Below are 25,128 nucleotides of genomic sequence, written 5' to 3'. Positions count from 1 at the left end.
GGCCGCGCGCGGGGTGCCCGAGATCAGGGGTCGGCGGCGGCGTGCTTGTGCCTTGGACCGCTCGGCCACACCGGCCACAGGGCCGGCGGCGGGATTCGAACCCGCGAGGGGCGTTCGCCCCGGAAGGATCCGCCACCTGCGCACCGGGCACCCCGGCGCGGGAGCAGGCTATCGATCCGCCGGCCCGCCCTGCCAGGGCTTTGGCGGCAGCACAACGGCCCCGAACCGTTTCTTCCGGTCCGGGGCCGTGCGCTACGGGTGGTGCGGAGGGCCTACAGCCCCGCGGCCTTCTTCAGCGCGTCCACGCGGTCCGTGCGCTCCCAGGTGAAGTCGGGGAGCTCGCGGCCGAAGTGGCCGTACGCCGCGGTCTGGGCGTAGATCGGGCGGAGCAGGTCCAGGTCGCGGATGATCGCGGCCGGGCGGAGGTCGAAGACCTCGCCGATCGCGGTCTCGATCTTCTCCACGTCGACCGTGGCGGTGCCGAAGGTCTCGACGAACAGACCCACCGGCTCGGCCTTGCCGATCGCGTAGGCGACCTGCACCTCGCAGCGGGTGGCCAGGCCCGCGGCGACCACGTTCTTCGCGACCCAGCGCATCGCGTACGCGGCCGAGCGGTCGACCTTGGACGGGTCCTTGCCGGAGAAGGCACCGCCGCCGTGGCGGGCCATGCCACCGTAGGTGTCGATGATGATCTTGCGGCCGGTCAGGCCGGCGTCGCCCATCGGGCCGCCGATCTCGAAGCGGCCGGTGGGGTTCACCAGCAGGCGGTAGCCGTCGGTGTCGAGCTTGATGCCGTCCTCGACGAGCTCCTTGAGCACGTGCTCGACGACGAACTCCCGGATGTCGGGAGCGAGCAGCGAGTCCAGGTCGATGTCGGACGCGTGCTGGGAGGAGACGACGACCGTGTCCAGGCGCACGGCCTTGTTGCCGTCGTACTCGATGGTGACCTGGGTCTTGCCGTCGGGGCGCAGGTAGGGGATGGTCCCGTTCTTGCGGACCTCCGACAGGCGGCGGGAGAGCCGGTGCGCCAGGTGGATCGGCAGCGGCATCAGCTCGGGGGTCTCGTCGCAGGCGTAGCCGAACATCAGGCCCTGGTCGCCGGCGCCCTGCTTGTCGAGCTCGTCCTCGTCGCCCTCGACGCGGCTCTCGTACGCGGTGTCGACGCCCTGCGCGATGTCGGGCGACTGCGCGCCGATGGACACCGACACGCCACAGGAGGCGCCGTCGAAGCCCTTCTTGGACGAGTCGTATCCGATTTCGAGGATCTTGTTGCGCACCAGCGACGCGATCGGCGCGTACGCCTTCGTCGTCACCTCACCGGCGACATGCACCAGGCCGGTGGTGATGAGGGTCTCGACGGCGACGCGGGAGGTGGGATCCTCCTGGAGCAGCGCGTCGAGAATGGTGTCGCTGATCTGGTCAGCGATCTTATCGGGGTGGCCCTCGGTGACGGACTCCGAGGTGAACAGGCGGCGGGACACATCGCTCCCTGGGGTTGCAGCGGCTGCTGGCTGATCATTGACGGACCCGGCCGAGAGCTGCGCTCGACGCGAGTCCAGTGGCCAGTTTATCCGGCGTTCGCGTGGTTGGGGCATCCGGTCCCACATCACCGGCGGGGTGACCTGCGACACCTCGCGTCCCGGGAATACCTGGAACCTCAGGAGAGACGGTGCGCCACAAGATCCCAGACGGTGTCGGCGAGGGTCTCCTTCGGTCCGTACGGGACCGGGATCTCCGTGCCGTCGGGCGCGAGCACGACCGCTTCGCTCTCCTCCGCACCGAAGGTCTTGCGCTCCCCCACCTCGTTGACCACGAGGAGGTCGCATCCCTTGCGTGCGAGCTTGGCGCGGCCGTTGGCGAGGACGTCGTCGGTCTCGGCCGCGAAGCCCACCACGACCTGCCCGGCCCGGGGGCGGTCCGCGGAGATCTCGGCGAGGATGTCCGGATTACGCACCAGAACGACCGGTTCCGGGTCCTGGCCGTCCCGCTTCTTGATCTTTCCGGTGACGTACGCGGCCGGCCGGAAGTCGGCGACGGCGGCCGCCATCACCACCGCGTCCGCGTCGGCCGCCGCCTTGAGCACCGCCTCCCGCAGCTGCACGGCCGTGCCGACGCGCACCACATCGGCCCCGGCGGGGTCGGGCAGCTCGCTGTTGGCGGCGACGAGCGTGACCCGGGCGCCGCGTGCGACGGCCGTACGGGCCAGGGCGTACCCCTGCTTGCCCGAGGAGCGGTTGCCCAGGAAGCGGACCGGGTCGAGCGGCTCGCGGGTGCCGCCCGCGCTGATCACGACGTGGCGGCCGGCGAGGTCGGCGGCCGGGGCCCCGGCGCCGCGGGCCAGCACCCGGCGGCAGATCTCGAAGATCTCCGCCGGCTCCGGGAACCGCCCCTTGCCGGTGTCGACGCCCGTGAGGCGCCCGACGGCGGGCTCGACGACGACCGCGCCGCGCCGGCGCAGCGTCGCGACGTTCTCCTGGGTGGCCGGGTGCTCCCACATCTCGGTGTGCATGGCGGGCACGAAGACGACCGGACAGCGGGCGGTGAGGAGCGTATTGGTCAGCAGGTCGTCGGCGAGGCCGTGCGCGGCCTTGGCCAGCATGTCGGCGGTGGCGGGCGCGACGACGACGAGGTCGGCCTCCTGCCCGATCCGCACGTGCGGCACCTCGTGGACGGAGTCCCACACCTGGGTGGCGGCGGGGTGGCCGGAGAGCGCGGACCAGGTCGCCTCGCCGACGAAGTGCAGCGACGCGGCGGTGGGGACGACCCGTACGTCGTGCCCCGACTCGGTGAGGCGGCGCAGCAGCTCACACGCCTTGTAGGCGGCGATCCCGCCGCTGACCCCCAGGACGACCTTGGGCTTGTCCATCGCTTCGCTTCTCCCCGCGCTCTCGCACACTTCCGTGGGTTTCTCCGTACCCCATGACACACCAAGGGCCCGGCAGCTGTGCTGCCGGGCCCTTGGTGACGTCTGTTTCCGCCGCTTACTGCGCCGGGGCCTCGATGGCCTCGGAGGTCAGCAGGCCGGCGTTGATCTCGCGCAGCGCGATGGACAGCGGCTTCTCGTGGACGTGGGTGTCCACCAGGGGGCCGACGTACTCCAGCAGGCCCTCGCCGAGCTGCGAGTAGTACGCGTTGATCTGACGCGCGCGCTTGGCGGCGTAGATCACCAGGCTGTACTTCGAGTCGGTTGCCTCGAGCAGCTCATCAATCGGCGGGTTGATGATGCCCTCGGGCGCGGTGATAGAAGAGGACACTCTCTGCCTTCCGAAGGGGGGTGAAGAAAGATGGTCAACGGAGCAAGGCTAGCAGTTCGCGCGCCACGTCCTCGACGGAGGTGTTGACGAGCGTCACATCGAACTCCGACTCGGCGGCCAGCTCGACCTTCGCGGCCGCCAGCCGGCGCTCGATCACCTCGGGCGACTCCGTGCCCCGGCCGGTGAGCCGGCGGACCAGCTCCTCCCAGCTCGGCGGCGCGAGGAAGACCAGCTGGGCGTCCGGCATGGTCTCGCGGACCTGCCGGGCACCCTGCAGGTCGATCTCCAGCAGGACGGGCTCGCCGGCCTCCAGGTGGTCGAGGACCGCCTGGCGCGGGGTGCCGTAGCGGTTGCCGGCGAACTCGGCCCACTCCAGCAGCTCACCATTGGCGATCAGCTTGTCGAACTCACCGTCGTCCACGAAGAAATACTGGACGCCCTCCCGCTCGCCGGGGCGCGGCTTGCGGGTGGTGCAGGAGACCGACAGCCACACCTCGGGGTGGGCCTTGCGCATATGGGCGACGACCGTGCTCTTACCGACCCCGGAGGGGCCGGAGAGCACGGTCAGCCGCGGTTGTCCGGCCGGGGGGACGGGGGACGTCCCCCGGGAGACTGCAGAACTCATGCAGCGATTATCCCGGTTCCCAGGAGTGCCTGGGAACGTCAGGCGGCCTTGCCGCCGAACTCACGCTCCAAAGAGGCGATCTGATTGGAGCCGAGCCCGCGCACCCGGCGGCTCTCGGAGATCCCGAGCCGCTCCATGATCTGTTTGGCGCGGACCTTGCCCACACCCGGAAGGCTCTCCAGGAGTGCGCTGACCTTCATCTTGCCGATGACTTCATTTTTCTGGCCCTGCTCGATGACCTCGTGCAGCGAGGCGCCGGAGTGCTTGAGCCGATTCTTGACCTCGGCGCGCTCCCGGCGAGCCGCGGCGGCCTTTTCGAGCGCGGCTGCGCGCTGTTCAGGGGTAAGGGGCGGAAGAGCCACGCCTACGTCACCTCGGATATCGAACTGTCGGATAACGGACCGGTGAGGAACCTAGTCGGCCCACACCTGGGGAGCAACGAGCAACGCGCTTGCACGTTCGCTCTCGTCGGAGACTAGCGGCCGATCCCGCTCCAGTCAGCGAGAACAGACGAAAAGTCCTGGTCAGACTCGCTCGACCAGGACTTTTCCGGGCATACTGCCCGACAATTCTTGCCCGACGTGGGCGTTATCGCGCCACTGGCCCGCTCGCGTCCACCGCTTCCCGCACCTCGTCCGCGAAACGTGCCGCGCTCGCGCGCAGCGCCGCGACGTCCGGACCGTGGCGCAGGACGCCACGGCTGACGTTGGGCACGACGTCGCGCACGGCGGCGCCGAAGACCTTCGGCAGGTCGGCGGCGGTCGCGCCCTGGGCCCCGATGCCGGGGGCCAGCAGCGGGCCGTCGATGGCCAGGTCGGCGCCGGCCGCGCCGAGCGTGTCGCCCAGCGTCGCGCCGACGACCGCGCCGTACGAGCCCATGGGCCGCGCCCCCGCGTTCTCGGCCTTCAGGTGCTCCAGCATGGTCGCGGCGACGCTCCTGCCGTCGGCCCGGAGCGCGTGCTGCACCTCGGCGCCCTCGGGGTTGGAGGTGAGCGCCAGGACGAACACGCCGGTGCCGCTCTCGCGCGCCAGGTCCAGGGCCGGGCGCAGCGAGCCGTAGCCGAGGTAGGGGCTGACGGTCACGGCGTCGGAGAACAGCGGCGAGGCCGGGTCGAGGTAGGTGGCGGCGTAGGCGGCCATGGTGGAGCCGATGTCGCCGCGCTTGGCGTCCATGAGGACGAGCGCGCCGGCGGCGCGGGCGTCGGCGACGGCCCGCTCCAGGACGGCGATGCCGCGCGAGCCGAAGCGTTCGAAGAACGCGGACTGCGGCTTGAGGACGGCGACCCGGTCGGCCAGCGCCTCCACGACGGTGCGCGTGAAGCGCTCCAGGCCCCGGATGTCGTCCGTGAGGTTCCAGTCGGCGAGCAGCGAGGCGTGCGGGTCGATGCCGACGCAGAGCGGTCCGCGCTCGTCCATGGCGCGGCGCAGCCGGGCGCCGAAGGGCTCCAGGGGGGTCACGGAGGTCATGCGGTCACCTTCCGGTGCTCGGCGCCGACGGCCTCGGCGAGGGTGGCGTACGGGCTGGCGGCCAGCTTCTCGGCGAGGCCCCGGTGGATCCCCCGGGCCCAGAACGGACCCTCGTAGATGAAGGCGCTGTAGCCCTGGACGAGCGTGGCGCCCGCCAGGATGCGCTCCCAGGCGTCGTCGGCGGTCTCGATGCCCCCGACCCCTACGAGGGTGATCCGGTCGCCCACACGGGCGTACAGGCGGCTCAGGACCGCCAGGGAGCGGGCCTTGAGGGGGGCGCCGGACAGGCCGCCGGCGCCGATGGCCTCGACGGTGCCCTTCGGCGTCCGCAGGCCCAGTCCGTCGCGGGCGATCGTGGTGTTCGTGGCGATGATGCCGTCCAGGCCCAGCTCGACGGCGAGGTCGGCGACGGCGTCGACGTCCTCGTCGGCGAGGTCGGGGGCGATCTTCACCAGTAGCGGCACGCGGCGGGAGGTGACCGTGCGGTCGGCGGCCTCGCGGACGGCGCTCAGCAGCGGGCGCAGCGCCTCGGTGGCCTGGAGGTTGCGCAGCCCCGGCGTGTTCGGGGAGGAGACGTTGACCACGAGGTAGTCGGCGTGGGCGGCCAGGCGCTCGGTGGAGGTGACGTAGTCGGCGACGGCCTCCGCCTCCGGCACGATCTTGGTCTTGCCGATGTTGACGCCGACCGTCGTGCGGAAGGCCGCCTTGCGGGTGGCCAGGCGCTCGGCGACGGCCGCGGAGCCGTCGTTGTTGAAGCCCATGCGGTTGACCAGCGCGCGGTCCGCGACGAGGCGGAAGAGGCGCTTCTTGGGGTTGCCGGGCTGCGGCTGCGCGGTGACGGTGCCGATCTCGACGTGGTCGAAGCCGAGCATCGTCATGCCGTCGATGGCGGTGGCGTTCTTGTCGAAGCCGGCGGCGAGGCCGAAGGGGCCGTGCATGCGCAGGCCGAACGCCTCGGTGCGCAGCGCCTTGTGGCGGGGGGCGAGGACGGCCGCGACGAAGGTGCGCAGCACGGGGACGGCCGCGGCGAGGCGGATCCACCTGAAGGCCAGGTGGTGAGCCCGCTCGGGGTCCATCCGCCGGAAGATCAGTCGGAAGAAGAGGGAGTACATGGGGGGGGCCAGACCTTCGTTGGGCGAGCGGGGTGTCCGTCATGGCCGTCCGCCCGCCCCGTGAGAGGGGCGGGCGGACGGGCGAGGATCTACTGCCGGGCGGCGGTCAGGTGCTCCGCGTGCTCCTGCAGCGAGCGCACGCCCACGTCACCGCGGGTCAGCGCCTCGATGCCCTGCACGGCGGCGGCGAGCGCCTGGACCGTGGTCAGGCAGGGCACCGCGCGGGCGACCGCGGCGGTACGGATCTCGTAGCCGTCGAGGCGGCCACCGGTGCCGTACGGGGTGTTGACGATCAGGTCGACCTGGCCGTCGTGGATGAGCTGGACGATCGTCTTCTCGCCGTTCGGGCCCTCGCCCTCGCTCTGCTTGCGCACGACGGTGGCGTTGATGCCGTTGCGCTTGAGGACCTCGGCGGTGCCGGAGGTGGCCAGCAGCTCGAAGCCGTGGGCGACCAGCTCACGGGCCGGGAAGATCATCGAGCGCTTGTCGCGGTTGGCGACCGAGACGAACGCGCGGCCCTTGGTGGGCAGCGCGCCGTACGCGCCGGCCTGCGACTTGGCGTACGCCGTGCCGAAGACCTTGTCGATGCCCATGACCTCGCCGGTGGAGCGCATCTCCGGGCCGAGGACGGTGTCCACGCCGCGGCCGGAGGCGTCGCGGAAGCGGCTCCACGGCATCACGGCCTCCTTGACGGAGATCGGCGCGTCCAGCGGCAGCGTGCCGCCGTCGCCCTCCCTGGGCAGCATGCCCTCGGCGCGCAGCTCGGCGACGGTGGCGCCCAGCGAGATGCGGGCGGCGGCCTTGGCCAGCGGCACGGCGGTCGCCTTCGAGGTGAAGGGGACGGTGCGGGAGGCGCGCGGGTTGGCCTCCAGCACGTAGAGGATGTCGCCGGCCATGGCGAACTGGATGTTGATCAGGCCGCGGACGCCGACGCCCTTGGCGATGGCCTCGGTGGAGGCGCGCAGCCGCTTGATGTCGTAGCCGCCGAGGGTGATCGGGGGCAGCGCGCAGGCGGAGTCGCCGGAGTGGATGCCGGCCTCCTCGATGTGCTCCATGACGCCGCCGAGGTAGAGCTCCTGGCCGTCGTAGAGCGCGTCGACGTCGATCTCGATGGCGTCGTCGAGGAAGCGGTCGATGAGGACCGGGTGCTCGGAGATCAGGCCGGCGTGCCGCTCCAGGTACTCGCCGAGGGAGGGCTCGTCGTAGACGATCTCCATGCCGCGGCCGCCGAGCACGTAGGACGGGCGGACCATGACGGGGTAGCCGATGGCCGTGGCGATGCCCTTGGCCTCCTCGAAGGAGAAGGCGGTGCCGTACTTCGGCGCGGGCAGCCCGGCCTCGGTGAGCACCCGGCCGAAGGCACCGCGCTCCTCGGCGAGGTCGATGGCCTCGGGCGAGGTGCCGACGATCGGCACGCCGTTGTCCTTGAGCGCCTGGGCCAGGCCGAGCGGGGTCTGGCCGCCGAGCTGGACGATGACGCCCGCGACGGGGCCGGCGAGGGTCTCCGCGTGGACGATCTCCAGGACGTCCTCCAGGGTGAGCGGCTCGAAGTAGAGCCGGTCGGAGGTGTCGTAGTCGGTGGAGACGGTCTCGGGGTTGCAGTTGACCATCACGGTCTCGTAGCCGGCGTCGCTGAGCGCGAAGGAGGCGTGGACGCAGGAGTAGTCGAACTCGATGCCCTGGCCGATGCGGTTCGGGCCCGAGCCCAGGATGATCACCGCGGGCTTCTCGCGCGGCGCGACCTCGGACTCCTCGTCGTAGGAGGAGTAGAAGTACGGGGTCTTCGCGGCGAACTCGGCGGCGCAGGTGTCGACCGTCTTGTAGACCGGGCGGACACCGAGCGCGTGGCGGACCTCGCGGACGACGTCCTCGCGCAGGCCGCGGATGGCGGCGATCTGGGCGTCGGAGAAGCCGTGGCGCTTGGCCTCTGCGAGGATCCCCGGCTCCAGCTTGACCGCGTCGCGCAGCTCCTCGGCGATCTCGTGGATCAGGAAGAGCTGGTCGACGAACCAGGGGTCGATGCGGGTGGCGTGGAAGACCTCGCCCTGGGTGGCGCCGGCGCGGATGGCGTCCATGACGGTGTTGATCCGGCCGTCGGTGGGGATGCCCGCCTTGGCCAGCAACTCGGTCTTGTCGCCGGGCTCGGAGACGAAGTCGAACTGCGAGCCCTTCTTCTCCAGCGAGCGCAGCGCCTTCTGCAGCGCCTCGGTGAAGTTACGGCCGATGGCCATGGCCTCGCCGACCGACTTCATGGTCGTGGTGAGGGTGGCGTCGGCGGCCGGGAACTTCTCGAACGCGAAGCGGGGGGCCTTGACGACGACGTAGTCGAGCGTGGGCTCGAAGGACGCCGGGGTCTTCTCGGTGATGTCGTTGGGGATCTCGTCCAGCGTGTAGCCGACGGCCAGCCGGGCGGCGATCTTCGCGATCGGGAAGCCGGTGGCCTTGGAGGCGAGCGCCGAGGACCGCGAGACGCGCGGGTTCATCTCGATGACGATGATCCGGCCGTCTTCGGGGTTGACCGCGAACTGGATGTTGCAGCCGCCGGTGTCGACGCCGACCTCGCGGATGATCGCGATGCCGATGTCGCGCAGCCGCTGGTACTCGCGGTCGGTGAGCGTCATCGCCGGGGCGACGGTGATCGAGTCACCGGTGTGCACGCCCATCGGGTCGAAGTTCTCGATGGAGCAGACGACCACGACGTTGTCGTTCTTGTCGCGCATCAGCTCCAGCTCGTACTCCTTCCAGCCGAGGATGGACTCCTCCAGGAGCACCTCGGTGGTCGGGGAGAGCGTCAGGCCCTGGCCGGCGATGCGGCGCAGCTCCTCCTCGTCGTGCGCGAAGCCGGAGCCGGCGCCTCCCATGGTGAAGGAGGGGCGGACGACGACGGGGTAGCCGCCGAGCTCGTCGACGCCCGCGATGATCTCGTCCATGGTGTGGCAGATGACCGAGCGGGCGGACTCGCCGTGCCCGATCTTCGCCTTGACGGCCTCGACGACGCCCTTGAACAGGTCGCGGTCCTCGCCCTTGTGGATGGCCTCCACGTTGGCGCCGATGAGCTCGACGTCGTACTTCTCCAGGACGCCCTGCTCGTGCATGGAGATCGCGGTGTTGAGCGCGGTCTGGCCGCCGAGGGTGGGCAGGAGCGCGTCGGGGCGCTCCTTGGCGATGATCTTCTCGACGAACTCCGGGGTGATCGGCTCGACGTACGTGGCGTCTGCGATCTCCGGGTCGGTCATGATCGTGGCCGGGTTGGAGTTGACCAGGATGACCCGCAGGCCCTCGGACTTCAGGACGCGGCAGGCCTGGGTACCGGAGTAGTCGAACTCGGCGGCCTGGCCGATGACGATCGGGCCGGAGCCGATGACCAGAACGGACTGGATGTCGGTGCGCTTAGGCACGCTGGCCCTCCATCAGGGAGACGAAGCGATCGAACAGGTAGGCGGCGTCGTGCGGGCCCGCTGCTGCTTCGGGGTGGTACTGGACGCTGAATGCCGGCTGGTCGAGCAACTGGAGACCCTCCACCACGTTGTCATTGAGACAGACGTGGGAGACCTCCACCCGGCCGTAGGGCGTGTCGGTCGCGCTGTCGAGCGGGGCGTCGACGGCGAAGCCGTGGTTGTGCGCGGTGACCTCGACCTTGCCGGTCGTCCGGTCCTGCACGGGCTGGTTGATGCCGCGGTGGCCGTACTTCAGCTTGTAGGTGCCGAAGCCGAGCGCGCGGCCGAGGATCTGGTTGCCGAAGCAGATGCCGAAGAGCGGGGTCTTCCGCTCCAGGACGCCGCGCATCACGGAGACCGGGTGGTCGGCCGTGGCCGGGTCGCCGGGGCCGTTGGAGAAGAACACACCGTCGGGGGCGACGGCGTAGATGTCCTCCAGCGTGGCGGTGGCGGGCAGGACGTGCACCTCGATGCCGCGCTCGGCCATCCGGCGCGGGGTCATGCCCTTGATGCCGAGGTCGACCGCGGCGACGGTGAACTTCTTCTCGCCGATCGCGGGGACGACGTAGCTCTCCTTGGTGGCGACCTCGGCGGCGAGGTCGGCGCCCTGCATCTCGGGGGCCTGGCGCACCTCGGCGAGCATCGTGCCCTCGTCGGGCAGGCTGTTGCCGGAGAAGATGCCGACCCGCATGGCGCCGCGCTCGCGCAGGTGGCGGGTCAGGGCGCGGGTGTCGATGCCGCTGATGCCGACGACGCCCTGCTGGGCGAGCTCCTCGTCGAGGGAGCGGCGCGAGCGCCAGTTGGAGGGGGTGCGGGCGGGGTCGCGGACGACGTAGCCGGCGACCCAGATACGGGCCGACTCGGGGTCCTCGTCGTTCACGCCGGTGTTGCCGATGTGCGGGGCGGTCATGACGACCACCTGGCGGTGGTACGACGGGTCGGTCAGGGTCTCCTGGTAGCCGGACATGCCGGTGTTGAAGACCGCCTCGCCGAAGGTCACCCCCACGGCCCCGTAGGCACGGCCGCGGAAGGTCCGGCCGTCCTCCAGGACGAGTACGGCGGGAACCTTCGCGGCTCCCCGGGTGGAGGTCGTCATCGTGCGCCTTCCGTCTTGTTCTCGTTGTGCTGTGTGTGTTCCGTGCTGTTTCCGCCCAGGGCCTCGACCCAGGCGGCGTGCTCGGCCGCCCGGTCGGAGCGGAAGCCGGAGTCGATCCGCTTGTCGCCGTGCTCCCAGGTGATCACCAGCAGGCCGCCCTCGGCGAGGACCTTGCCCGCGATGCCCTTGTCGAGCCGGGCGCCGCGCAGCGCGTCGGCCGGGATGAAGAAGTCCTGCGCGCCGGGCCGGACGACGTCGACGCCCTGGTCCGTCAGGGTCAGCTCCACACGGCTGCGGGTGCCCAGGCCGCGGGCGACGATGCGGTCGAGCCACTGGCCGGCGGTGGTGGAGCCGTGGTAGCGGCCCGTCATGGTCAGCTCGGCCCGGCCGGGCTCGGCGGGTGCCGTGGGCAGCTCGGGCAGGTCGCCCTGGAGCGTGCCGCGCCACTTCCAGCCCTCGCGCATCAGCCAGTAGACGAGCGCGATGAAGAGCAGCAGCCCGACGACCCAGCCGATGCGTGCGGCCCAGTCGGTGACGGCCTGGGATTTCTCCCCGTCCGCCAGATTGATCAGTGCAGGTGTCACGCCAGTTCCCCGTCCACGACCGTCGCGCGGCCCCGCAGGAAGGTGTGGGTGACGCGACCCGGCAGCTCACGGCCCTCGTAGGGGGTGTTGCGGCTGCGGGAGGCGAAGCCCGCGGGGTCCACCACTCCACGGTAAGCCGAATCGACCAGGGTGAGGTTGGCGGGCTCTCCGACGGCGACGGGACGGCCGTGGCCGGTGAGGCGGCCGATGGCGGCCGGGCGGAAGGACATCCGGTCGGCGACCTGGGCCCAGTCGAGCAGGCCGGTCTCGACCATGGTGTGCTGCACGACCGACAGGGCGGTCTCCAGACCCACCATGCCCATGGCGGCCGCACCCCACTCGCAGTCCTTGTCCTCGTGCGGGTGCGGGGCGTGGTCGGTGGCGACGATGTCGATGGTGCCGTCGGCGAGGGCCTCGCGCAGGGCCATGACGTCGCGCTCGGTGCGCAGCGGCGGGTTGACCTTGTAGACCGGGTTGTACGAGCGCACCAGCTCGTCGGTGAGGAGCAGGTGGTGCGGGGTGACCTCGGCGGTCACGTCGATGCCGCGGGACTTGGCCCAGCGGACGATCTCGACGGAGCCGGCGGTGGAGAGGTGGCAGATGTGCACGCGGGAGCCGACGTGCTCGGCGAGGAGCACATCGCGGGCGATGATCGACTCCTCGGCGACGGCCGGCCAGCCGCCCAGGCCGAGCTCGGCGGAGACGATGCCCTCGTTCATCTGGGCGCCCTCGGTGAGCCGGGGCTCCTGGGCGTGCTGGGCCACGACACCGCCGAAGGCCTTCACGTACTCCAGCGCGCGGCGCATGATCACAGCGTCGTCGACGCACTTGCCGTCGTCGGAGAAGACCCGGACGCCGGCGGCGGAGTCGTGCATGGCGCCCAGCTCGGCGAGCTGCTTGCCCTCCAGGCCGACGGTGACGGCGCCGATGGGCTGCACGTCGCAGTAGCCGGATTCCTTGCCCAGCCGCCAGACCTGCTCGACGACGCCCGCGGTGTCCGCGACGGGGAAGGTGTTGGCCATGGCGAAGACGGCCGTGTAGCCGCCGCTGGCCGCGGCGCGCGTGCCGGTCAGGACGGTCTCGGAGTCCTCCCGGCCGGGCTCGCGCAGGTGGGTGTGGAGGTCGACCAGGCCGGGCAGCAGGATCTTGCCGTCGGCCTCGATGACCGTGGCGTCGCCGGCGTCGAGGCCCGTGCCCACCGCGGCGATGGTCTCGCCGTCGATGAGGACGTCCTGCGGCTCGCCGCCGAGGAGCTTCGCACCACGGATAAGGATCTTGCTCATGGTTACTTGTTCTCCTCGGTGCGGGGGGCGGTGACGGCGGGCTCGGCGCCGCCGAGCAGAAGATAGAGAACGGCCATCCGGGTGCTGACGCCGTTGGCGACCTGCTCCACGGCCGTGCAGCGGTCGGAGTCGGCGACCTGTGCGGTGATCTCCATACCCCGGTTCATCGGGCCGGGGTGCATGACGATGGCGTGTTCCGGCATCCGGGCCATCCGGTCGCCGTCGAGCCCGTACCGGCGGGCGTACTCACGCTCGGTGGGGAAGAAGGCGGCGTTCATGCGCTCGCGCTGCACGCGCAGCATCATCACGGCGTCGGACTTCGGCAGCACGCTGTCGAGGTCGTAGGAGACCTCGCAGGGCCACTGCTCGACGCCGATCGGCACCAGGGTCGGCGGGGCGACGAGCGTGACCTGGGCGCCGAGGGTGTGCAGCAGGTGGACGTTGGAGCGGGCCACCCGGCTGTGCAGGACGTCGCCGACGACGGTGATCCGGCGGCCGGCGAGGTCCTTGCCGAGGCCGGCGTCGCGGCCGACGAGGCGGCGGCGCATGGTGAAGGCGTCCAGGAGCGCCTGGGTGGGGTGCTCGTGGGTGCCGTCGCCGGCGTTGACGACGGCGCCGTCGATCCAGCCGGAGTTGGCGAGCCGGTAGGGCGCGCCGGAGGCGTGGTGGCGGATGACGACGGCGTCCGCGCCCATCGCCTCCAGGGTCAGGGCGGTGTCCTTCAGCGACTCGCCCTTGGAGACCGAGGAGCCCTTGGCGGAGAAGTTGATGACGTCCGCGGACAGCCGCTTGGCGGCGGCCTCGAAGGAGATGCGGGTGCGCGTCGAGTCCTCGAAGAAGAGGTTGACGACGGTGCGGCCGCGCAGGGTGGGGAGTTTCTTGATCGGCCGGTCGGCGACCCGGGCCATCTCCTCGGCGGTGTCGAGGATCAGGACGGCGTCGTCGCGCGTGAGATCGGCGGCCGAGATGAGGTGGCGCTTCATCCGGTTGCTCCGTGGTTGAGGAACGTATGGGGGTGTGAACGGGCAACAGCCGGGCACACGGCTTCGCGGCCCCGGCACCGCGGGGCCGCGCGGGCAGCCGCTACTGCTCGGCCGGGGCGGTCTCGCGCGTGCCGAGGAGCACGCTGTCGCGGCCGTCCTCCTCGGTGAGCTGGACCTTGACCGTCTCCCGCAGCGACGTGGGGAGGTTCTTGCCGACGTAGTCGGCACGGATCGGGAGTTCGCGGTGGCCGCGGTCGACGAGGACCGCGAGCTGGACGGCGCGGGGCCGGCCGATGTCGCCCAGCGCGTCGAGCGCGGCGCGGATCGTGCGGCCGGAGAAGAGCACATCGTCGACGAGGATCACCAGGCGGCCGTCGAGGCCCTCGCCGGGGATCTCCGTACGGGCGAGCGCGCGGGCGGGGCGCAGCCGCAGGTCGTCGCGGTACATGGTGATGTCGAGCGAGCCGACCGGCATCGTGCCACCGGTGATCTCTTCGAGCTTGGCGGCCAGTCGGCGGGCGAGGAAGACTCCGCGCGTCGGAATGCCGAGGAGCACCACATCGTCGGCGCCCTTGGCGCGTTCGACGATCTCGTGGGCGATACGGGTCAGGACCCGGGCGATGTCCGGTGCTTCGAGCACGGGACGGGCGGCCGGACCGACCGGGGAACCGACGGACCCCACGGGGTGCGCGTCACGGTGTGCGTCCATACGAAACGGACCTCCTTCTCCGCCTCACGGGACGGACTTTAAAGGACGTCGGATTAACAGTTTCACGTTACCAGGGTCCGCGCCGACACTCGCCATCGCCCCTGACGGGGGACGCCTATGGACCATTCGGCTTGACGAAGTCAGATTACGCTGCGTAACCTCACAGTGAGTAACCAGCCACGCGGCAAAGCCGCACGTTGATACAGCGTCCGGGGAGCTTTATGTCCAGCGAATACGCCAAACAGCTCGGGGCCAAGCTCCGCGCCATCCGCACCCAGCAGGGCCTGTCCCTGCATGGCGTCGAGGAGAAGTCCCAGGGCCGCTGGAAGGCCGTCGTAGTGGGCTCGTACGAGCGCGGCGACCGTGCCGTGACCGTGCAGCGCCTGGCCGAGCTGGCCGACTTCTACGGCGTTCCGGTGCAGGAACTGCTGCCGGGCACCACGCCGGGCGGGGCCGCCGAGCCGCCGCCGAAGCTGGTCCTGGACCTTGAGCGGCTGGCCCATGTGCCGGCCGAGAAGGCAGGCCCGCTCCAGCGCTATGCGGCGACCATCCAGAGCCAGCGTGGCGACTACAACGGCAAGGTCCTGTCGATCCGCCAGGACGATCTGCGCACCCTTGCCGTGATCTATGACCAGTCGCCGTCGGTGCTCACCGAGCAGCTCATCAGCTGGGGCGTCCTCGACGCGGACGCGCGCCGCGCCGTCCAGCACGAGGACGCATAGCGCCCACCGCCGGGATACGGCTGATACCAAAACCGCCGGGGCGGGACAATCCTTTCGGATTGTCCCGCCCCGGCGGTTTTCTCGTCGCTGCGGGTCGCGCGCCCTACCGCTCCTCGCGCCGGAGGCTCGGCTTGAGCTCCTTGAAGCGGCCGAGCAGACCGTTGACGAAGGCCGGCGAATCGTCGGTGGAGAACTCCTTGGCGAGCTGCACCGCCTCGTCGATCGCCACCGCGTCCGGGGTCTCGTCCTCCCAGATGAGCTCGTACGCGCCGAGGCGCACGATGTTCCGGTCGGCGACCGGCATCCGGTCCAGATCCCAGTCGACCGCGTAGTCCGCGATCAGGTCGTCGATACGGGTCACGTGCTCCGCGTATCCCTCGACCAGCTGCATCGTGTACTCGTTGACCGGAGGCTGACGGTCGTCGGACCGCGAGTGGCGGATCCAGTCCGCGAGGACGTTCTGCACGGTGGTACCGCGCTGGTCGGCCTCGAAGAGGATCTGGAAGGCGCGCTTACGGGCCTTGCTGCGAGCGGCCACGGTTAGCTGTTCACCCGACCGAGGTAATCGCCGGTACGGGTGTCGACCTTGATCTTCTCACCCGTGGTGATGAAGAGCGGGACCTGGATCTCATAGCCGGTCTCCAGCTTGGCGGGCTTGGAGCCACCGGTGGAGCGGTCGCCCTGGACACCCGGCTCGGTGTGCTCGATGACGAGCTCCACGGCGGCCGGCAGCTCGACGTAGAGGACCTCGTCGCCGTGCTTCGCGACGGTGGCCTCGAAGCCCTCGAGCAGGAAGTTGGCGGCGTCACCGACGGCCTTGCGGTCGACCATGAGCTGGTCGTACGTGTCCATGTCCATGAAGACGAAGTACTCGCCGTCCATGTACGAGAACTGCATCGTCCGCTTGTCGACGGTGGCCGTCTCGACCTTCACGCCCGCGTTGAAGGTCTTGTCGACGACCTTGCCGGAGAGCACGTTCTTCAGCTTCGTGCGGACGAAGGCGGGACCCTTGCCGGGCTTGACGTGCTGGAACTCGACGACGGACCAGAGCTGGCCGCCTTCGAGCTTGAGCACCATGCCGTTCTTGAGGTCGTTCGTGGATGCCACGGTTGCGGTATCTCCTGGACTGGTGGAACCAGAAAGTGCGGTGCGCCGCTAAAGCGCGAGCAGCTCTTTGGTCGTAATGGTGAGTAGCTCGGGTCCGCCGTCCGCCTCGGGGCGAACGACGAGCGTGTCATCGATCCGGACGCCGCCCCGCCCCGGGAGGTGAACCCCCGGATCTACGGTGACCGGCACGCAAGCGTCCAGTTTACCCATTGCCGACGGCGTCAGCCGAGGGTCCTCGTCGTTTTCGAGTCCCACGCCGTGTCCGATGCGCGGTCCGAGCCGCTCGCCGTGGCCCGCGGCCTCCAGTACGACCCTCGCCGCGCGGTCCACATCGCGGTACGGAACGCCCGGCGCGAGGGCCTCCCGGCCGGCCCGCTGCGCCGCGAAGACCTGCTCGTACAGTTCGATCTGCCAGTCGGCCGGGGTGGTGCCGATGACGAAGGTACGGGCGATCTCGCTGCGGTAGCCGCGGTAGTCGGCGCCCAGGCAGACGCTGAGGAAATCGCCCTCCTCGACGCGCCGGTCGGTGGGCGTGTGGCCGGCCAGCCCGGAATGGGGCCCGGTGCCCACCGACGTCGGCAGGGCCGGCCCGGACGCGCCGTGGTCGACCAGCCGGCGCTCCAGCTCCAGCGCCAGGTGGCGCTCGGTGCGGCCGACGAGGATCGACTCCAGCAGCTCCCCCAGGGCCTGGTCGGCGATCTCCGCGGCGATCCGCAGCGAGGAGATCTCCTCGGGGTCCTTCACCAGCCGCTGCTGCTCCACGGCCGTGCCCAGGTCGTCCAGGCGCAGCCGGGGGGCGACCGAGCGCAGGGCGCGGTGGCGGGCGACGGTGAGGTGGTGCTCCTCGACGGCGAGCGAGCCGGCGCCGGCCGCGGCCGCCCGCTCGGCGCCGGCCACGGCCGTGTCGCTGTCGGGCGCGGGCAGCTCCTGGACGCGCAGGCCCTCGGCGAGCCGGTCGTCGGGGGTGTTGCCGAAGGAGTCCCGGCAGTACAGCAGGACGTCCGCGCCGGGGCCCACGAGCAGGGTGGCGCCCGGCGGGGCGCCTCCGGCCAGATACCGGACATTGGCGCCGCCGGACACCAGGGCGGCCTCGCTCCCGGCCGCCTCGCACCGCTCGCGCAGCCGCGCGCGGCGTGCCGCGTACACCTCGGACATGCTTCCGAGCCTACGACCGCGGGCCGCGGACGGCCGTTCCAGCGCGTCCGACCGGGAACGCGGCCGTGCCTAGCAGCCGGGCGGGCCGGCCACGGAGCGGGCGACGATGTCGTCCAGGAGGCGGGCGGTGGTGGCGACGTCCTGCTGGGTGTTGTCGATGATCGGCAGCCCGGAGCCGTACCAGCCGGCCATCCTGCCGTGGATGCGGGCGACCTCCTCGTCGCTCAGGCGGCGGTTGCCGGTGCGCTCGGCGTTGCGCTCCAGGACGACCTCCAGGCCCGGCAGGAGGACGACGGGCAGCAGGCCGGGGCCCACGTGCCGCTTCCAGCCGCCGAGGCCGACGACGGGCCGGTCGGGGAAGACGGCGTCGTCGAGGATGCAGGAGATGCCGTTGGCGAGGAAGTTACGGGCGGCGAAGCCGCAGGTGCGGCGGGCGAGGCGGTACTGCGCCTCGGAGTGGTCGTTCCACCCGGACTGCGGGTCGGCGAAGCCGGACCGCACCCATTCCCGGACGTCGTCGAGGCTGATGTGCGCCGTGGGCACCCGGCGGGTGTCCGCCCAGTGGCGCGCCACGGTCGTCTTGCCGGCGCCGGCGGGGCCGATGAGGAGGACGGCGACGGCGGCGTTCGTGGCGGCGGCGACGTCCGTGGGTATCGGGAAGTGCCCGGTGGCGGCGGGGGCCTGTGGAGGTACGGGCCAGGCGGGTGCCGGGGCCGGGGCAGGCGGCATCGGGGGGTGGGAGGGTGGCAGCGGCTGTCCCACGGGGTACTGCATCCGGTGGCACTCCGTCTCGTGCGGGCGACTGGCGCGGGGTGAGCGGGCGAGGCCGGAAGATGTGCCCCTGCCCCGCCCTTTCACCGTTTCTTGTCCTCGATCGCCGGACGGGCTGGAATCCAGCCCGTCCGGCGATCGAGGACCGGGGGCCCGGGGGCGGAGCCCCCGGATACGGGCAGACGGGAGAGTACCCCGAGAGCAGGACTCCCCCGGCCGTCCCCCGTGGAACGGCCCTCTCAGCCCGTGAGTTCCTCCGCCAGCGCGCGCAGCGCGAGCCGGTACGAGCCGATGCCGAAGCCGGCGACCGTCCCGCTGGCGACCGCCGCGATGACGGACGTGTGGCGGAACTCCTCCCGTGCGTACGGGTTGGAGATGTGCACCTCGATGAGCGGCGCCGTGCGCTGCGCGGCCGCGTCCCGCATCGCGTACGAGTAGTGCGTGAACGCGCCGGGGTTGATGACCACGGGAATCGAGCCGTCGGCGGCCTCGTGCAGCCAGCGGACCAGCTCGCCCTCGTCGTTGGTCTCCCGGACCTCGACGGCGAAGCCGAGCTCCTCGCCGAGCCGGGCGCACTCCGCCACCAGGCCGGCGTAGGAGGTCGCGCCGTAGACATCGGGCTCGCGGGAGCCGAGACGGCCGAGGTTGGGACCGTTGAGGACGAACACCCTCCGCTTCACGCGGCGATCTCCGCGTGCGCGGCCAGCAGCATCGCCGGGTCCGGGCTCTCCAGGACCGTGGGCTTGGCGAGGCCGTCGAGGACGATGAAGCGCAGCCGGTCGCCGCGGGACTTCTTGTCGACCTTCATGTTCTCCACCAGCTTGGGCCACTGGTCACCGCGGTAGGTGACGGGCAGGCCCACGGACTGGAGGATCGCGCGGTGGCGGTCGGCGGTCGCGTCGTCGAGCCGGCCGGCGATCCGGCCCAGTTCGGCGGCGAAGACCATGCCGACGGAGACGGCCGCGCCGTGCCGCCAGTTGTACCGCTCGTTCTTCTCGATGGCGTGGGCGAGGGTGTGGCCGTAGTTGAGGATCTCGCGCAGCCCCGACTCCTTGAGGTCGCTGGAGACGACCTCGGCCTTGACGCGGATGGCGCGCTCGATCAGCTCGGCGGTGTGCGGACCCCGCGGCGTACGGGCCGCCTCGGGGTCCGCCTCGATGAGGTCGAGGATGGCCGGGTCGGAGATGAAGCCCGCCTTGATGATCTCGGCGAGGCCGCTGACGTAGTCGTGGACCGGCAGCGACTCCAGCGCGGCCAGGTCGCACAGGACACCCGCCGGGGGGTGGAAGGCGCCGACGAGGTTCTTGCCCTCGGCGGTGTTGATGCCGGTCTTGCCGCCGACGGCCGCGTCGACCATGCCCAGCACCGTGGTGGGCACGGCGATCCAGCGCACCCCGCGCAGCCAGGTGGCGGCGACGAAGCCGGCCACGTCGGTGGTGGCGCCGCCGCCGACGCCGACGATGACGTCGGTGCGGGTGAAGCTGGTCTGGCCCAGGGCCTTCCAGCAGTAGGCCGCGACCTCGACGGTCTTGGCCTCCTCGGCGTTGGGGAGCTGGATGGCGATGGCCTCGTAGCCCTGCGCGGCCAGGTCCGCGCGGAGCACCTCGCCGGTCTCGGCGAGCGCCTCGGGGTGCAGCACGGCCACGCGCTTGGCCTGGGTGCCGATGAGCCCGGGCAGCTCGCCCAGCAGCTGGCGCCCGACCAGGACCTCGTACGGCGCGGTGCCCGCGCTGCCGGCGACCTGGATGCGGGTGGGGGCGTCGGTCATGCGTTCCTCACTGCGTGGTGTCGGGGGTACGGTCCCGGGGTGGCGCCAGCGCCTCGATGACGGCGTCGGCCACCTCGGCCGGGGTGCGGCCGCCGGTGGCGACGGTGGCGCGGGCGACCTCGGTGTACAGCGGGCGGCGCGCCTCCATCAGCTCGCGCCAGCGCTGCCGCGGATTGACCGCGAGCAGCGGGCGCGGGGCGTCCAGGCCCACTCGCCGGACGGCGTCGGAGAGTTCGACGTCGAGGAAGATCACCGGCAGGCCGGTGAGCAGGGCGCGGGTGCCGTCGTCCATGATCGCGCCGCCGCCGAGGGAGAGCACCCCGGGGTGCTCGGCGACGGCGTCGCGCACGGCCCGCCGCTCCAGCTCGCGGAAGTGCGGCTCGCCCTCGTCGATGAAGATCTCCGGAATGGGCTTGCCGGCCAGGCGCTCGATGTCGGCGTCCGTGTCGCGGTAACCGGTGCCCAGCCGCTGGGCGAGCAGGGCACCGATGGTGGACTTGCCGGCTCCCGGCGGGCCCACCAGCACGACGAGGGGCGAGGTCACTTGATGGCCAGGTTGTCGAGGTAGCTCCGGACGTTGCGCCGGGTCTCGGGGACGCTGTCGCCGCCGAACTTCTCGGTCACGGCGTCGGCCAGCACCAGCGCCACCATCGCCTCGGCGACGATGCCCGCGGCCGGCACGGCGCAGACGTCGGAGCGCTGGTGGTGCGCCTGGGTGGCCTCGCCGGTGGTCACGTCGACGGTGGCCAGGGCGCGGGGCACGGTCGCGATGGGCTTCATCGCGGCCCGTACGCGCAGCAGCTCGCCGGTGGTCAGGCCGCCCTCGGTGCCGCCGGAGCGGCCGGAGGTGCGGCGCAGGCCCTCGTCGGTGGCCACGATCTCGTCGTGTGCCTTGGAGCCGGGCACCCGGGCGAGGTCGAAGCCGTCGCCGACCTCGACGCCCTTGATGGCCTGGATGCCCATCAGCGCGGCGGCGAGGCGGGCGTCGAGGCGGCGGTCCCAGTGCACGTGCGAGCCGAGGCCGACCGGGACGCCGTAGGCGAGGACCTCGACGACGCCGCCGAGGGTGTCGCCGTCCTTGTGGGCCTGGTCGATCTCGGCGACCATCGCCTTGCTCGCGTCCGTGTCGAGGCAGCGCACCGGGTCGGCGTCGAGGCGCTCGACGTCGGAGGGCTTGGGGTAGATGCCGTACGGGGCCTTGGCCGCGGCCAGCTCGACGACGTGGGAGACGATCTCGATGCCGGCCGTCTCCTTCAGGAAGGAGCGGGCGACGGCGCCGAGGGCGACGCGGGCGGCGGTCTCCCGGGCGGAGGCGCGCTCCAGGATCGGGCGGGCATCTGCCACGCCGTACTTCTGCATGCCCGCGAGATCCGCGTGGCCAGGGCGGGGTCGGGTCAGGGGGGCGTTGCGAGCCAGATCAGCCAGCTCAGCGGGGTCCACGGGGTCGGCCGCCATGACCTTCTCCCACTTGGGCCACTCGGAGTTGCCCACCATGATCGCGACCGGGGAACCCATCGTCAGGCCGTGCCGGACACCGCCGATGAAGGTGATCTCGTCGCGCTCGAACTTCATGCGGGCGCCGCGCCCATAGCCGAGACGCCGCCGAGCGAGGTGGTCCGCCACCATGTCCGTGGTGATCGGCACGCCGGCGGGAAGGCCCTCCAGCGTCGCCACGAGTGCGGGGCCGTGCGATTCCCCCGCGGTCAGCCAGCGCAACCTGCTCAACGGTGCTCCTCAGTAGCCTTGGCCAAGCGAAATACTTGGTGAGAATCCTCCCACGAGCTGTCGCGGGTGAAGGGGGCAGGTCCAGGGTACGGACGTAGAAAGTCACATGCGGGCGGCGACCGAATCGGCCGCCGCCCGAGCCCCGCAGACGCAGAAAGCACCAAGCCGAGCTCGCCGGCATCCGGAAATACGGCGGATCACCTCCGCAACGGCGGAGAAAGAGGCTCGGCTCTCCGGATCAACGCATAAGCCTGCGGCAGGTCACGCGGCGCGGGCCGCCAGCGCCGCCTCACCCGCGGCGCGCATCGCGGCCAGCGGTGCGACGGGGCACCCCGTCATCCGCTCGACCTGGAGCACCGCCTGGTGGACCAGCAGGTCCAGGCCGCCGAGGACGGCGCCGCCGCGCGCCGCCCAGGCGGCGGCCAGCGGGGTCGGCCACGGCTCGTACAGCACGTCGAAGAGGGTGCCGGGCCGCTCCGGCACGGCGCCCGCGAGGGCGTCGGTGGCGCCCGCCGGGGTCGTGGCGATCACGAGCGGCGCGGCGAGGGCCGAGGAGGCGAGGGACCAGTCGGCGGTGCGTACGGACACACCCAGCCGCTCGCCCCACTGGCGCATCTCGGCGGCGCGCGCCGTGCTGCGGACGTAGACGGTGACCTCGCCGGAGCAGATCCGGGCGAGGGCGGCGAGGGCCGAGGACGCGGTGGCCCCGGCACCGAGGACGGCGGCGGAGGCGACCTGCTCGACGCCGCGCTCGCGCAGGGCGGCCGTGATGCCGGGGATGTCGGTGTTGTCGCCGAGGCGGCGGCCGTCGTCGGTGAGGACGACGGTGTTGACGGCCTCGACGGCGGCGGCGGTCCCGCTGACCTCGTCGAGCAGCGGGATCACCGCCCGCTTGAGCGGCATGGTCAGCGACAACCCGGCCCAGCCGGCGTCCAGGCCGTCGAGGAAGCCGGGCAGCGCCGCCTCGTCGACCTCGAAGCGGTCGTACGTCCACTCCCCCAGGCCGAGCCCCGCGTAGGCGGCCCGGTGCAGGACCGGCGAGAGCGAGTGGGCGATCGGCGAACCGAGGACGGCCGCACGGTGGCGGGTGCTCACTGGCCGCCCTTCTTGTGCTCCTTGTTGTACCGCTCGCGGTTCTTGTTGTGCTCCTCGTTCGTCACGGCGAACAAGGTCTCGTTCTCGTTGATCGAGACGAAGTAGTACCAGGGGCCCGGCGCCGGCTGGAGCGCCGACTTCAGGGCCTCCATGCCGGGGTTGCTGATCGGGCCGGGAGGCAGGCCCTTGATCTTGTAGGTGTTGTACGGGTCGTTGAACTTCCGCAGGTCGCTGACGGCCCCGACGTCCAGCGTGCTCTGCTTGCGGGCGTAGTTGACCGTGGAGTCGAAGTCGAGGAGGCCGTACGTCTCCTTGTTGTCCGGCTTGAGCCGGTTGTAGACGACCCGGGAGATCTTGTCGAAGTCGTGCTTGTACTTGCCTTCGACCTGGACGAGGCTGGCGAGCGTGACGACCTGCAGCGGGGACTTCAGCCCCAGCTCCTTGGCCTTGCCCTCCAGGTCCTGCTGGGCGTAGTTCTCGTTGGCCCGCGCGACCATCTGCTTGAGGATGTCCTCGGGCTTGGTGCCCTTGGCGGCGCTGTACTGCGAGGGGAAGAGGAACCCTTCCAGCGGGTCCTTGATGTCCGGGTTGTTGCCGGCCCAGGCGGGCAGCCCCAGGTTCTTCACCTGGCTCTTGGCCACGTCCTTGGTGGTGCCGTCCTTGAGCCCGAGCTTCTTGTCGATCGCGGCGTAGATCTCGAACGACTTCATGCCCTCGCCCAGCGTGAGGGCGTTGAGCGCCTTGGGGTCGGTCATCATCCGCACGGCCTCCGCACCCGACATCTCCTTGCGGAGGATGTAGATGCCCGGCTGGATGGCCTTGCCCTTGGGGTTGGCGCCCGCGGCCTCGGTGAAGGCGCCGACGCTCTTGACCACGCCCGCCTTCTGCAGGACGGAGCCCATCTCGGTCAGGCTCGCGGACTTGGGGATCTCGACCTGGATCTGCCCGGTCCCCTCGCCGTCGTAGTCGGGCGCGGCGCCGAAGTGGGTCTGCCAGTAGTCGTACGCGAGATAACCGCCGCCGCCCACGACGCCGAGGAGCACCACGGCGACGACGAGGCAGGCGGTACCGCTGCGGCGCTTGTTCTTCTTGCCCTTCTGGCCCTTCTTGCCGCGCCGGTCACGGCCGCGGGGCTGCTCCTCGGGCGCCTCGTCCGCGTCGTCGTCCACGACCGTGGCCGTGTCCTCGGGGCGGTCGTCGAAGAGGGAGAGCTTCTCCTCGTCGGGCTCCGAGCGCCACTCTTCCTGCTGCGGCGCGTGCTGCTGCTCGTAGCCCTGGTGGGACTGGTGCGGCACCTGCTGCTGTTCCTGCTGCTGGTGCCGCTGCTCCTCCTGCCGGCGCATGTGCTGCGGCTGCGGCGGCGGGTAGGCGTCCTGGGTGCCGTAGTAGTCGGGCCGGCCGCCGGAGTACGGGTCGACGGGCTGCTGCCCGTACTGCTCCCCCGGCTGGCCGCCGTACGGACCCCCCGCGCCCTGCGAGGGGTCCCAGCCGTACTGCTGCTGGCCGTACTGCTGCTGTTGAGGGTGCGCTTGCGGGTGCGGCTGCTGCGGGTGCTGGTGTCCGTCGTATCCCGGGTCCCCGTACAGAGGGTCCTCGGGATGCCACGGTTGGGAGCCGGATCCCCGGCCGTACTCAGTCATCGATCCCCTTGAGCCGCACAGCGGCAGCCGGTGGGCGCTCTGTGAGCGCCGGTTCCCAATCGTCGGTCCTGCACGGGAGACGTACGAACGACTGCCTTGTCAGCGCGGAACGTTACCGTACTGCGATCAGATGACCATGTCGACGGTCTCGCCGGGCGGCCGGCCGGAGACCTTCTCCGTCTCCAGGGCGTTCTGGAGGATGACCACGGCGGCCGCCTGGTCCACCACGGAGCGGCCCTTCTTGGAGCTGACACCGGAGGCGCGCAGTCCCTGCGTGGCCGTGACGGTCGTCATCCGCTCGTCGACCAGCCGGACGGGCACGGGCGCCACCCGGCGGGCCATCTCCTTGGCGAAGGTCCGCACCTTGGCCGCGGCCGGCCCCTCTCCCCCCTTGAGGGAGCGGGGCAGACCGACGACGACCTCGATCGGTTCGTACTCCGCGACGATCGCCACGAGCCGCTTGTGGGCCTGCGGGATGTCCCGGCCGGGGACGGTCTCGACCGGAGTGGCGAGGATCCCGTCGGGGTCGCACGAGGCGACCCCGATCCGGGCGTCCCCGACATCGACGGCGATGCGCCTGCCGCGTCGCACGGCG

The 25,128-nt window shown here is 71.3% G+C and carries 25 protein-coding genes; 1 reads left to right on the top strand and 24 read right to left on the bottom strand.

Annotated features, from left to right (window positions below; genetic code table 11):
• Window positions 1-272 precede the first annotated feature (272 nt).
• The 13 genes from metK to pyrR all read right to left on the bottom strand — a co-directional run bounded on the left by metK (window position 273) and on the right by pyrR (window position 14,550).
• Window positions 273-1,481: a methionine adenosyltransferase gene (gene metK, locus ACZ303_RS17035; RefSeq protein ID WP_467339599.1), complete on the bottom strand. Its 1,209-nt coding sequence runs from the start codon at window positions 1,479-1,481 to the stop codon at window positions 273-275.
• A gap of 176 nt (window positions 1,482-1,657) precedes the next feature.
• Complete coding sequence (gene coaBC / locus ACZ303_RS17030; RefSeq protein WP_467339597.1) at window positions 1,658-2,866, bottom strand: bifunctional phosphopantothenoylcysteine decarboxylase/phosphopantothenate--cysteine ligase CoaBC; 1,209 nt, start codon at window positions 2,864-2,866, stop codon at window positions 1,658-1,660.
• A gap of 115 nt (window positions 2,867-2,981) precedes the next feature.
• On the bottom strand, window positions 2,982-3,254 hold the full coding sequence (rpoZ, locus tag ACZ303_RS17025) for a DNA-directed RNA polymerase subunit omega (protein ID WP_004948662.1): 273 nt from the start codon (window positions 3,252-3,254) through the stop codon (window positions 2,982-2,984).
• A 34-nt stretch (window positions 3,255-3,288) separates the two neighbouring features.
• Window positions 3,289-3,879, bottom strand: a complete 591-nt coding sequence (gmk, locus tag ACZ303_RS17020) for a guanylate kinase (protein ID WP_467339595.1) — start codon at window positions 3,877-3,879, stop codon at window positions 3,289-3,291.
• Between the two features lie 38 nt (window positions 3,880-3,917).
• A complete protein-coding gene (locus ACZ303_RS17015; RefSeq protein WP_087928986.1) occupies window positions 3,918-4,241 on the bottom strand; it encodes an integration host factor in 324 nt (107 codons plus the stop codon).
• Between the two features lie 226 nt (window positions 4,242-4,467).
• Window positions 4,468-5,337, bottom strand: coding sequence for an orotidine-5'-phosphate decarboxylase (pyrF, locus tag ACZ303_RS17010; protein ID WP_467339661.1), 870 nt, complete (start codon window positions 5,335-5,337; stop codon window positions 4,468-4,470).
• A gap of 5 nt (window positions 5,338-5,342) precedes the next feature.
• On the bottom strand, window positions 5,343-6,458 hold the full coding sequence (locus ACZ303_RS17005; RefSeq protein ID WP_467339592.1) for a quinone-dependent dihydroorotate dehydrogenase: 1,116 nt from the start codon (window positions 6,456-6,458) through the stop codon (window positions 5,343-5,345).
• A gap of 89 nt (window positions 6,459-6,547) precedes the next feature.
• Window positions 6,548-9,856, bottom strand: coding sequence for a carbamoyl-phosphate synthase large subunit (gene carB, locus ACZ303_RS17000; RefSeq protein ID WP_467339590.1), 3,309 nt, complete (start codon window positions 9,854-9,856; stop codon window positions 6,548-6,550).
• Window positions 9,849-10,991 carry a glutamine-hydrolyzing carbamoyl-phosphate synthase small subunit gene (gene carA, locus ACZ303_RS16995; protein WP_467339588.1) on the bottom strand — a complete coding sequence of 381 codons (1,143 nt, stop codon included), beginning with the start codon at window positions 10,989-10,991 and terminating at the stop codon, window positions 9,849-9,851. Before carA ends, carB begins: the two co-directional genes overlap by 8 nt.
• Complete coding sequence (locus ACZ303_RS16990; RefSeq protein WP_467339586.1) at window positions 10,988-11,575, bottom strand: PH-like domain-containing protein; 588 nt, start codon at window positions 11,573-11,575, stop codon at window positions 10,988-10,990. The genes carA and ACZ303_RS16990 overlap by 4 nt, the downstream gene beginning before the upstream one ends.
• Window positions 11,572-12,858 carry a dihydroorotase gene (locus ACZ303_RS16985; protein ID WP_467339584.1) on the bottom strand — a complete coding sequence of 429 codons (1,287 nt, stop codon included), beginning with the start codon at window positions 12,856-12,858 and terminating at the stop codon, window positions 11,572-11,574. The genes ACZ303_RS16990 and ACZ303_RS16985 overlap by 4 nt, the downstream gene beginning before the upstream one ends.
• 2 nt (window positions 12,859-12,860) lie before the next feature.
• Window positions 12,861-13,841, bottom strand: a complete 981-nt coding sequence (locus ACZ303_RS16980) for an aspartate carbamoyltransferase catalytic subunit (RefSeq protein WP_467339582.1) — start codon at window positions 13,839-13,841, stop codon at window positions 12,861-12,863.
• A gap of 100 nt (window positions 13,842-13,941) precedes the next feature.
• Window positions 13,942-14,550 carry a bifunctional pyr operon transcriptional regulator/uracil phosphoribosyltransferase PyrR gene (pyrR, locus tag ACZ303_RS16975; protein WP_467339580.1) on the bottom strand — a complete coding sequence of 203 codons (609 nt, stop codon included), beginning with the start codon at window positions 14,548-14,550 and terminating at the stop codon, window positions 13,942-13,944.
• Between the two features lie 221 nt (window positions 14,551-14,771).
• On the opposite strand from pyrR, the gene bldD reads away from it, so the two are divergent.
• A complete protein-coding gene (gene bldD, locus ACZ303_RS16970; RefSeq protein WP_004948690.1) occupies window positions 14,772-15,272 on the top strand; it encodes a transcriptional regulator BldD in 501 nt (166 codons plus the stop codon).
• Between the two features lie 103 nt (window positions 15,273-15,375).
• Here the strand turns inward: bldD and nusB are convergent, their stop codons facing one another.
• From nusB to ruvX, 11 genes are all read right to left on the bottom strand, one after another.
• The gene (nusB, locus tag ACZ303_RS16965; protein WP_467339577.1) at window positions 15,376-15,810 is read right to left on the bottom strand and encodes a transcription antitermination factor NusB; all 435 of its coding nucleotides are present in this window, start codon (window positions 15,808-15,810) and stop codon (window positions 15,376-15,378) included.
• Between the two features lie 2 nt (window positions 15,811-15,812).
• Window positions 15,813-16,379, bottom strand: coding sequence for an elongation factor P (gene efp / locus ACZ303_RS16960; RefSeq protein WP_467339575.1), 567 nt, complete (start codon window positions 16,377-16,379; stop codon window positions 15,813-15,815).
• A gap of 48 nt (window positions 16,380-16,427) precedes the next feature.
• Window positions 16,428-17,534, bottom strand: coding sequence for a M24 family metallopeptidase (locus ACZ303_RS16955; protein ID WP_467339573.1), 1,107 nt, complete (start codon window positions 17,532-17,534; stop codon window positions 16,428-16,430).
• A 69-nt stretch (window positions 17,535-17,603) separates the two neighbouring features.
• Window positions 17,604-18,308: an AAA family ATPase gene (locus ACZ303_RS16950; protein ID WP_467339571.1), complete on the bottom strand. Its 705-nt coding sequence runs from the start codon at window positions 18,306-18,308 to the stop codon at window positions 17,604-17,606.
• Between the two features lie 236 nt (window positions 18,309-18,544).
• On the bottom strand, window positions 18,545-18,985 hold the full coding sequence (gene aroQ / locus ACZ303_RS16945) for a type II 3-dehydroquinate dehydratase (protein ID WP_467339569.1): 441 nt from the start codon (window positions 18,983-18,985) through the stop codon (window positions 18,545-18,547).
• Window positions 18,982-20,073 (bottom strand): 3-dehydroquinate synthase, encoded by a 1,092-nt coding sequence (gene aroB / locus ACZ303_RS16940; RefSeq protein WP_467339567.1) that lies wholly within the window; start codon window positions 20,071-20,073, stop codon window positions 18,982-18,984. The genes aroQ and aroB overlap by 4 nt, the downstream gene beginning before the upstream one ends.
• Window positions 20,074-20,080: 7 nt before the next feature.
• Window positions 20,081-20,617 carry a shikimate kinase gene (locus ACZ303_RS16935; protein WP_467339565.1) on the bottom strand — a complete coding sequence of 179 codons (537 nt, stop codon included), beginning with the start codon at window positions 20,615-20,617 and terminating at the stop codon, window positions 20,081-20,083.
• Window positions 20,614-21,798 carry a chorismate synthase gene (gene aroC, locus ACZ303_RS16930; protein WP_467339563.1) on the bottom strand — a complete coding sequence of 395 codons (1,185 nt, stop codon included), beginning with the start codon at window positions 21,796-21,798 and terminating at the stop codon, window positions 20,614-20,616. The genes ACZ303_RS16935 and aroC overlap by 4 nt, the downstream gene beginning before the upstream one ends.
• 261 nt (window positions 21,799-22,059) lie before the next feature.
• Window positions 22,060-22,893, bottom strand: a complete 834-nt coding sequence (locus ACZ303_RS16925; RefSeq protein WP_467339561.1) for a shikimate dehydrogenase — start codon at window positions 22,891-22,893, stop codon at window positions 22,060-22,062.
• Complete coding sequence (mltG, locus tag ACZ303_RS16920; protein ID WP_467339559.1) at window positions 22,890-24,533, bottom strand: endolytic transglycosylase MltG; 1,644 nt, start codon at window positions 24,531-24,533, stop codon at window positions 22,890-22,892. The genes ACZ303_RS16925 and mltG overlap by 4 nt, the downstream gene beginning before the upstream one ends.
• A gap of 126 nt (window positions 24,534-24,659) precedes the next feature.
• Entirely contained in the window at window positions 24,660-25,124 is a 465-nt protein-coding gene (gene ruvX / locus ACZ303_RS16915; RefSeq protein ID WP_467339557.1) for a Holliday junction resolvase RuvX, read from the bottom strand.
• Between the last annotated feature and the right edge of the window lie 4 nt (window positions 25,125-25,128).

It is taken from the genome of Streptomyces sp. NPDC023527, assembly GCF_055560115.1.
This window is presented reverse-complemented; position numbering and strand designations above follow the sequence as displayed.

Coding starts and splice junctions, on each gene's coding strand:
- coaBC (WP_467339597.1), bottom strand. CDS start 2,866: ATGGACAAGCCCAAGGTCGTCCTGGGGGTCAGCGGCGGGATCGCCGCC.
- gmk (WP_467339595.1), bottom strand. CDS start 3,879: ATGAGTTCTGCAGTCTCCCGGGGGACGTCCCCCGTCCCCCCGGCCGGA.
- ACZ303_RS17005 (WP_467339592.1), bottom strand. CDS start 6,458: ATGTACTCCCTCTTCTTCCGACTGATCTTCCGGCGGATGGACCCCGAG.
- carA (WP_467339588.1), bottom strand. CDS start 10,991: ATGACGACCTCCACCCGGGGAGCCGCGAAGGTTCCCGCCGTACTCGTC.
- ACZ303_RS16985 (WP_467339584.1), bottom strand. CDS start 12,858: ATGAGCAAGATCCTTATCCGTGGTGCGAAGCTCCTCGGCGGCGAGCCG.
- ACZ303_RS16980 (WP_467339582.1), bottom strand. CDS start 13,841: ATGAAGCGCCACCTCATCTCGGCCGCCGATCTCACGCGCGACGACGCC.
- pyrR (WP_467339580.1), bottom strand. CDS start 14,550: ATGGACGCACACCGTGACGCGCACCCCGTGGGGTCCGTCGGTTCCCCG.
- bldD (WP_004948690.1), top strand. CDS start 14,772: ATGTCCAGCGAATACGCCAAACAGCTCGGGGCCAAGCTCCGCGCCATC.
- ACZ303_RS16955 (WP_467339573.1), bottom strand. CDS start 17,534: ATGTCCGAGGTGTACGCGGCACGCCGCGCGCGGCTGCGCGAGCGGTGC.
- ACZ303_RS16950 (WP_467339571.1), bottom strand. CDS start 18,308: ATGCAGTACCCCGTGGGACAGCCGCTGCCACCCTCCCACCCCCCGATG.
- aroB (WP_467339567.1), bottom strand. CDS start 20,073: ATGACCGACGCCCCCACCCGCATCCAGGTCGCCGGCAGCGCGGGCACC.
- mltG (WP_467339559.1), bottom strand. CDS start 24,533: ATGACTGAGTACGGCCGGGGATCCGGCTCCCAACCGTGGCATCCCGAG.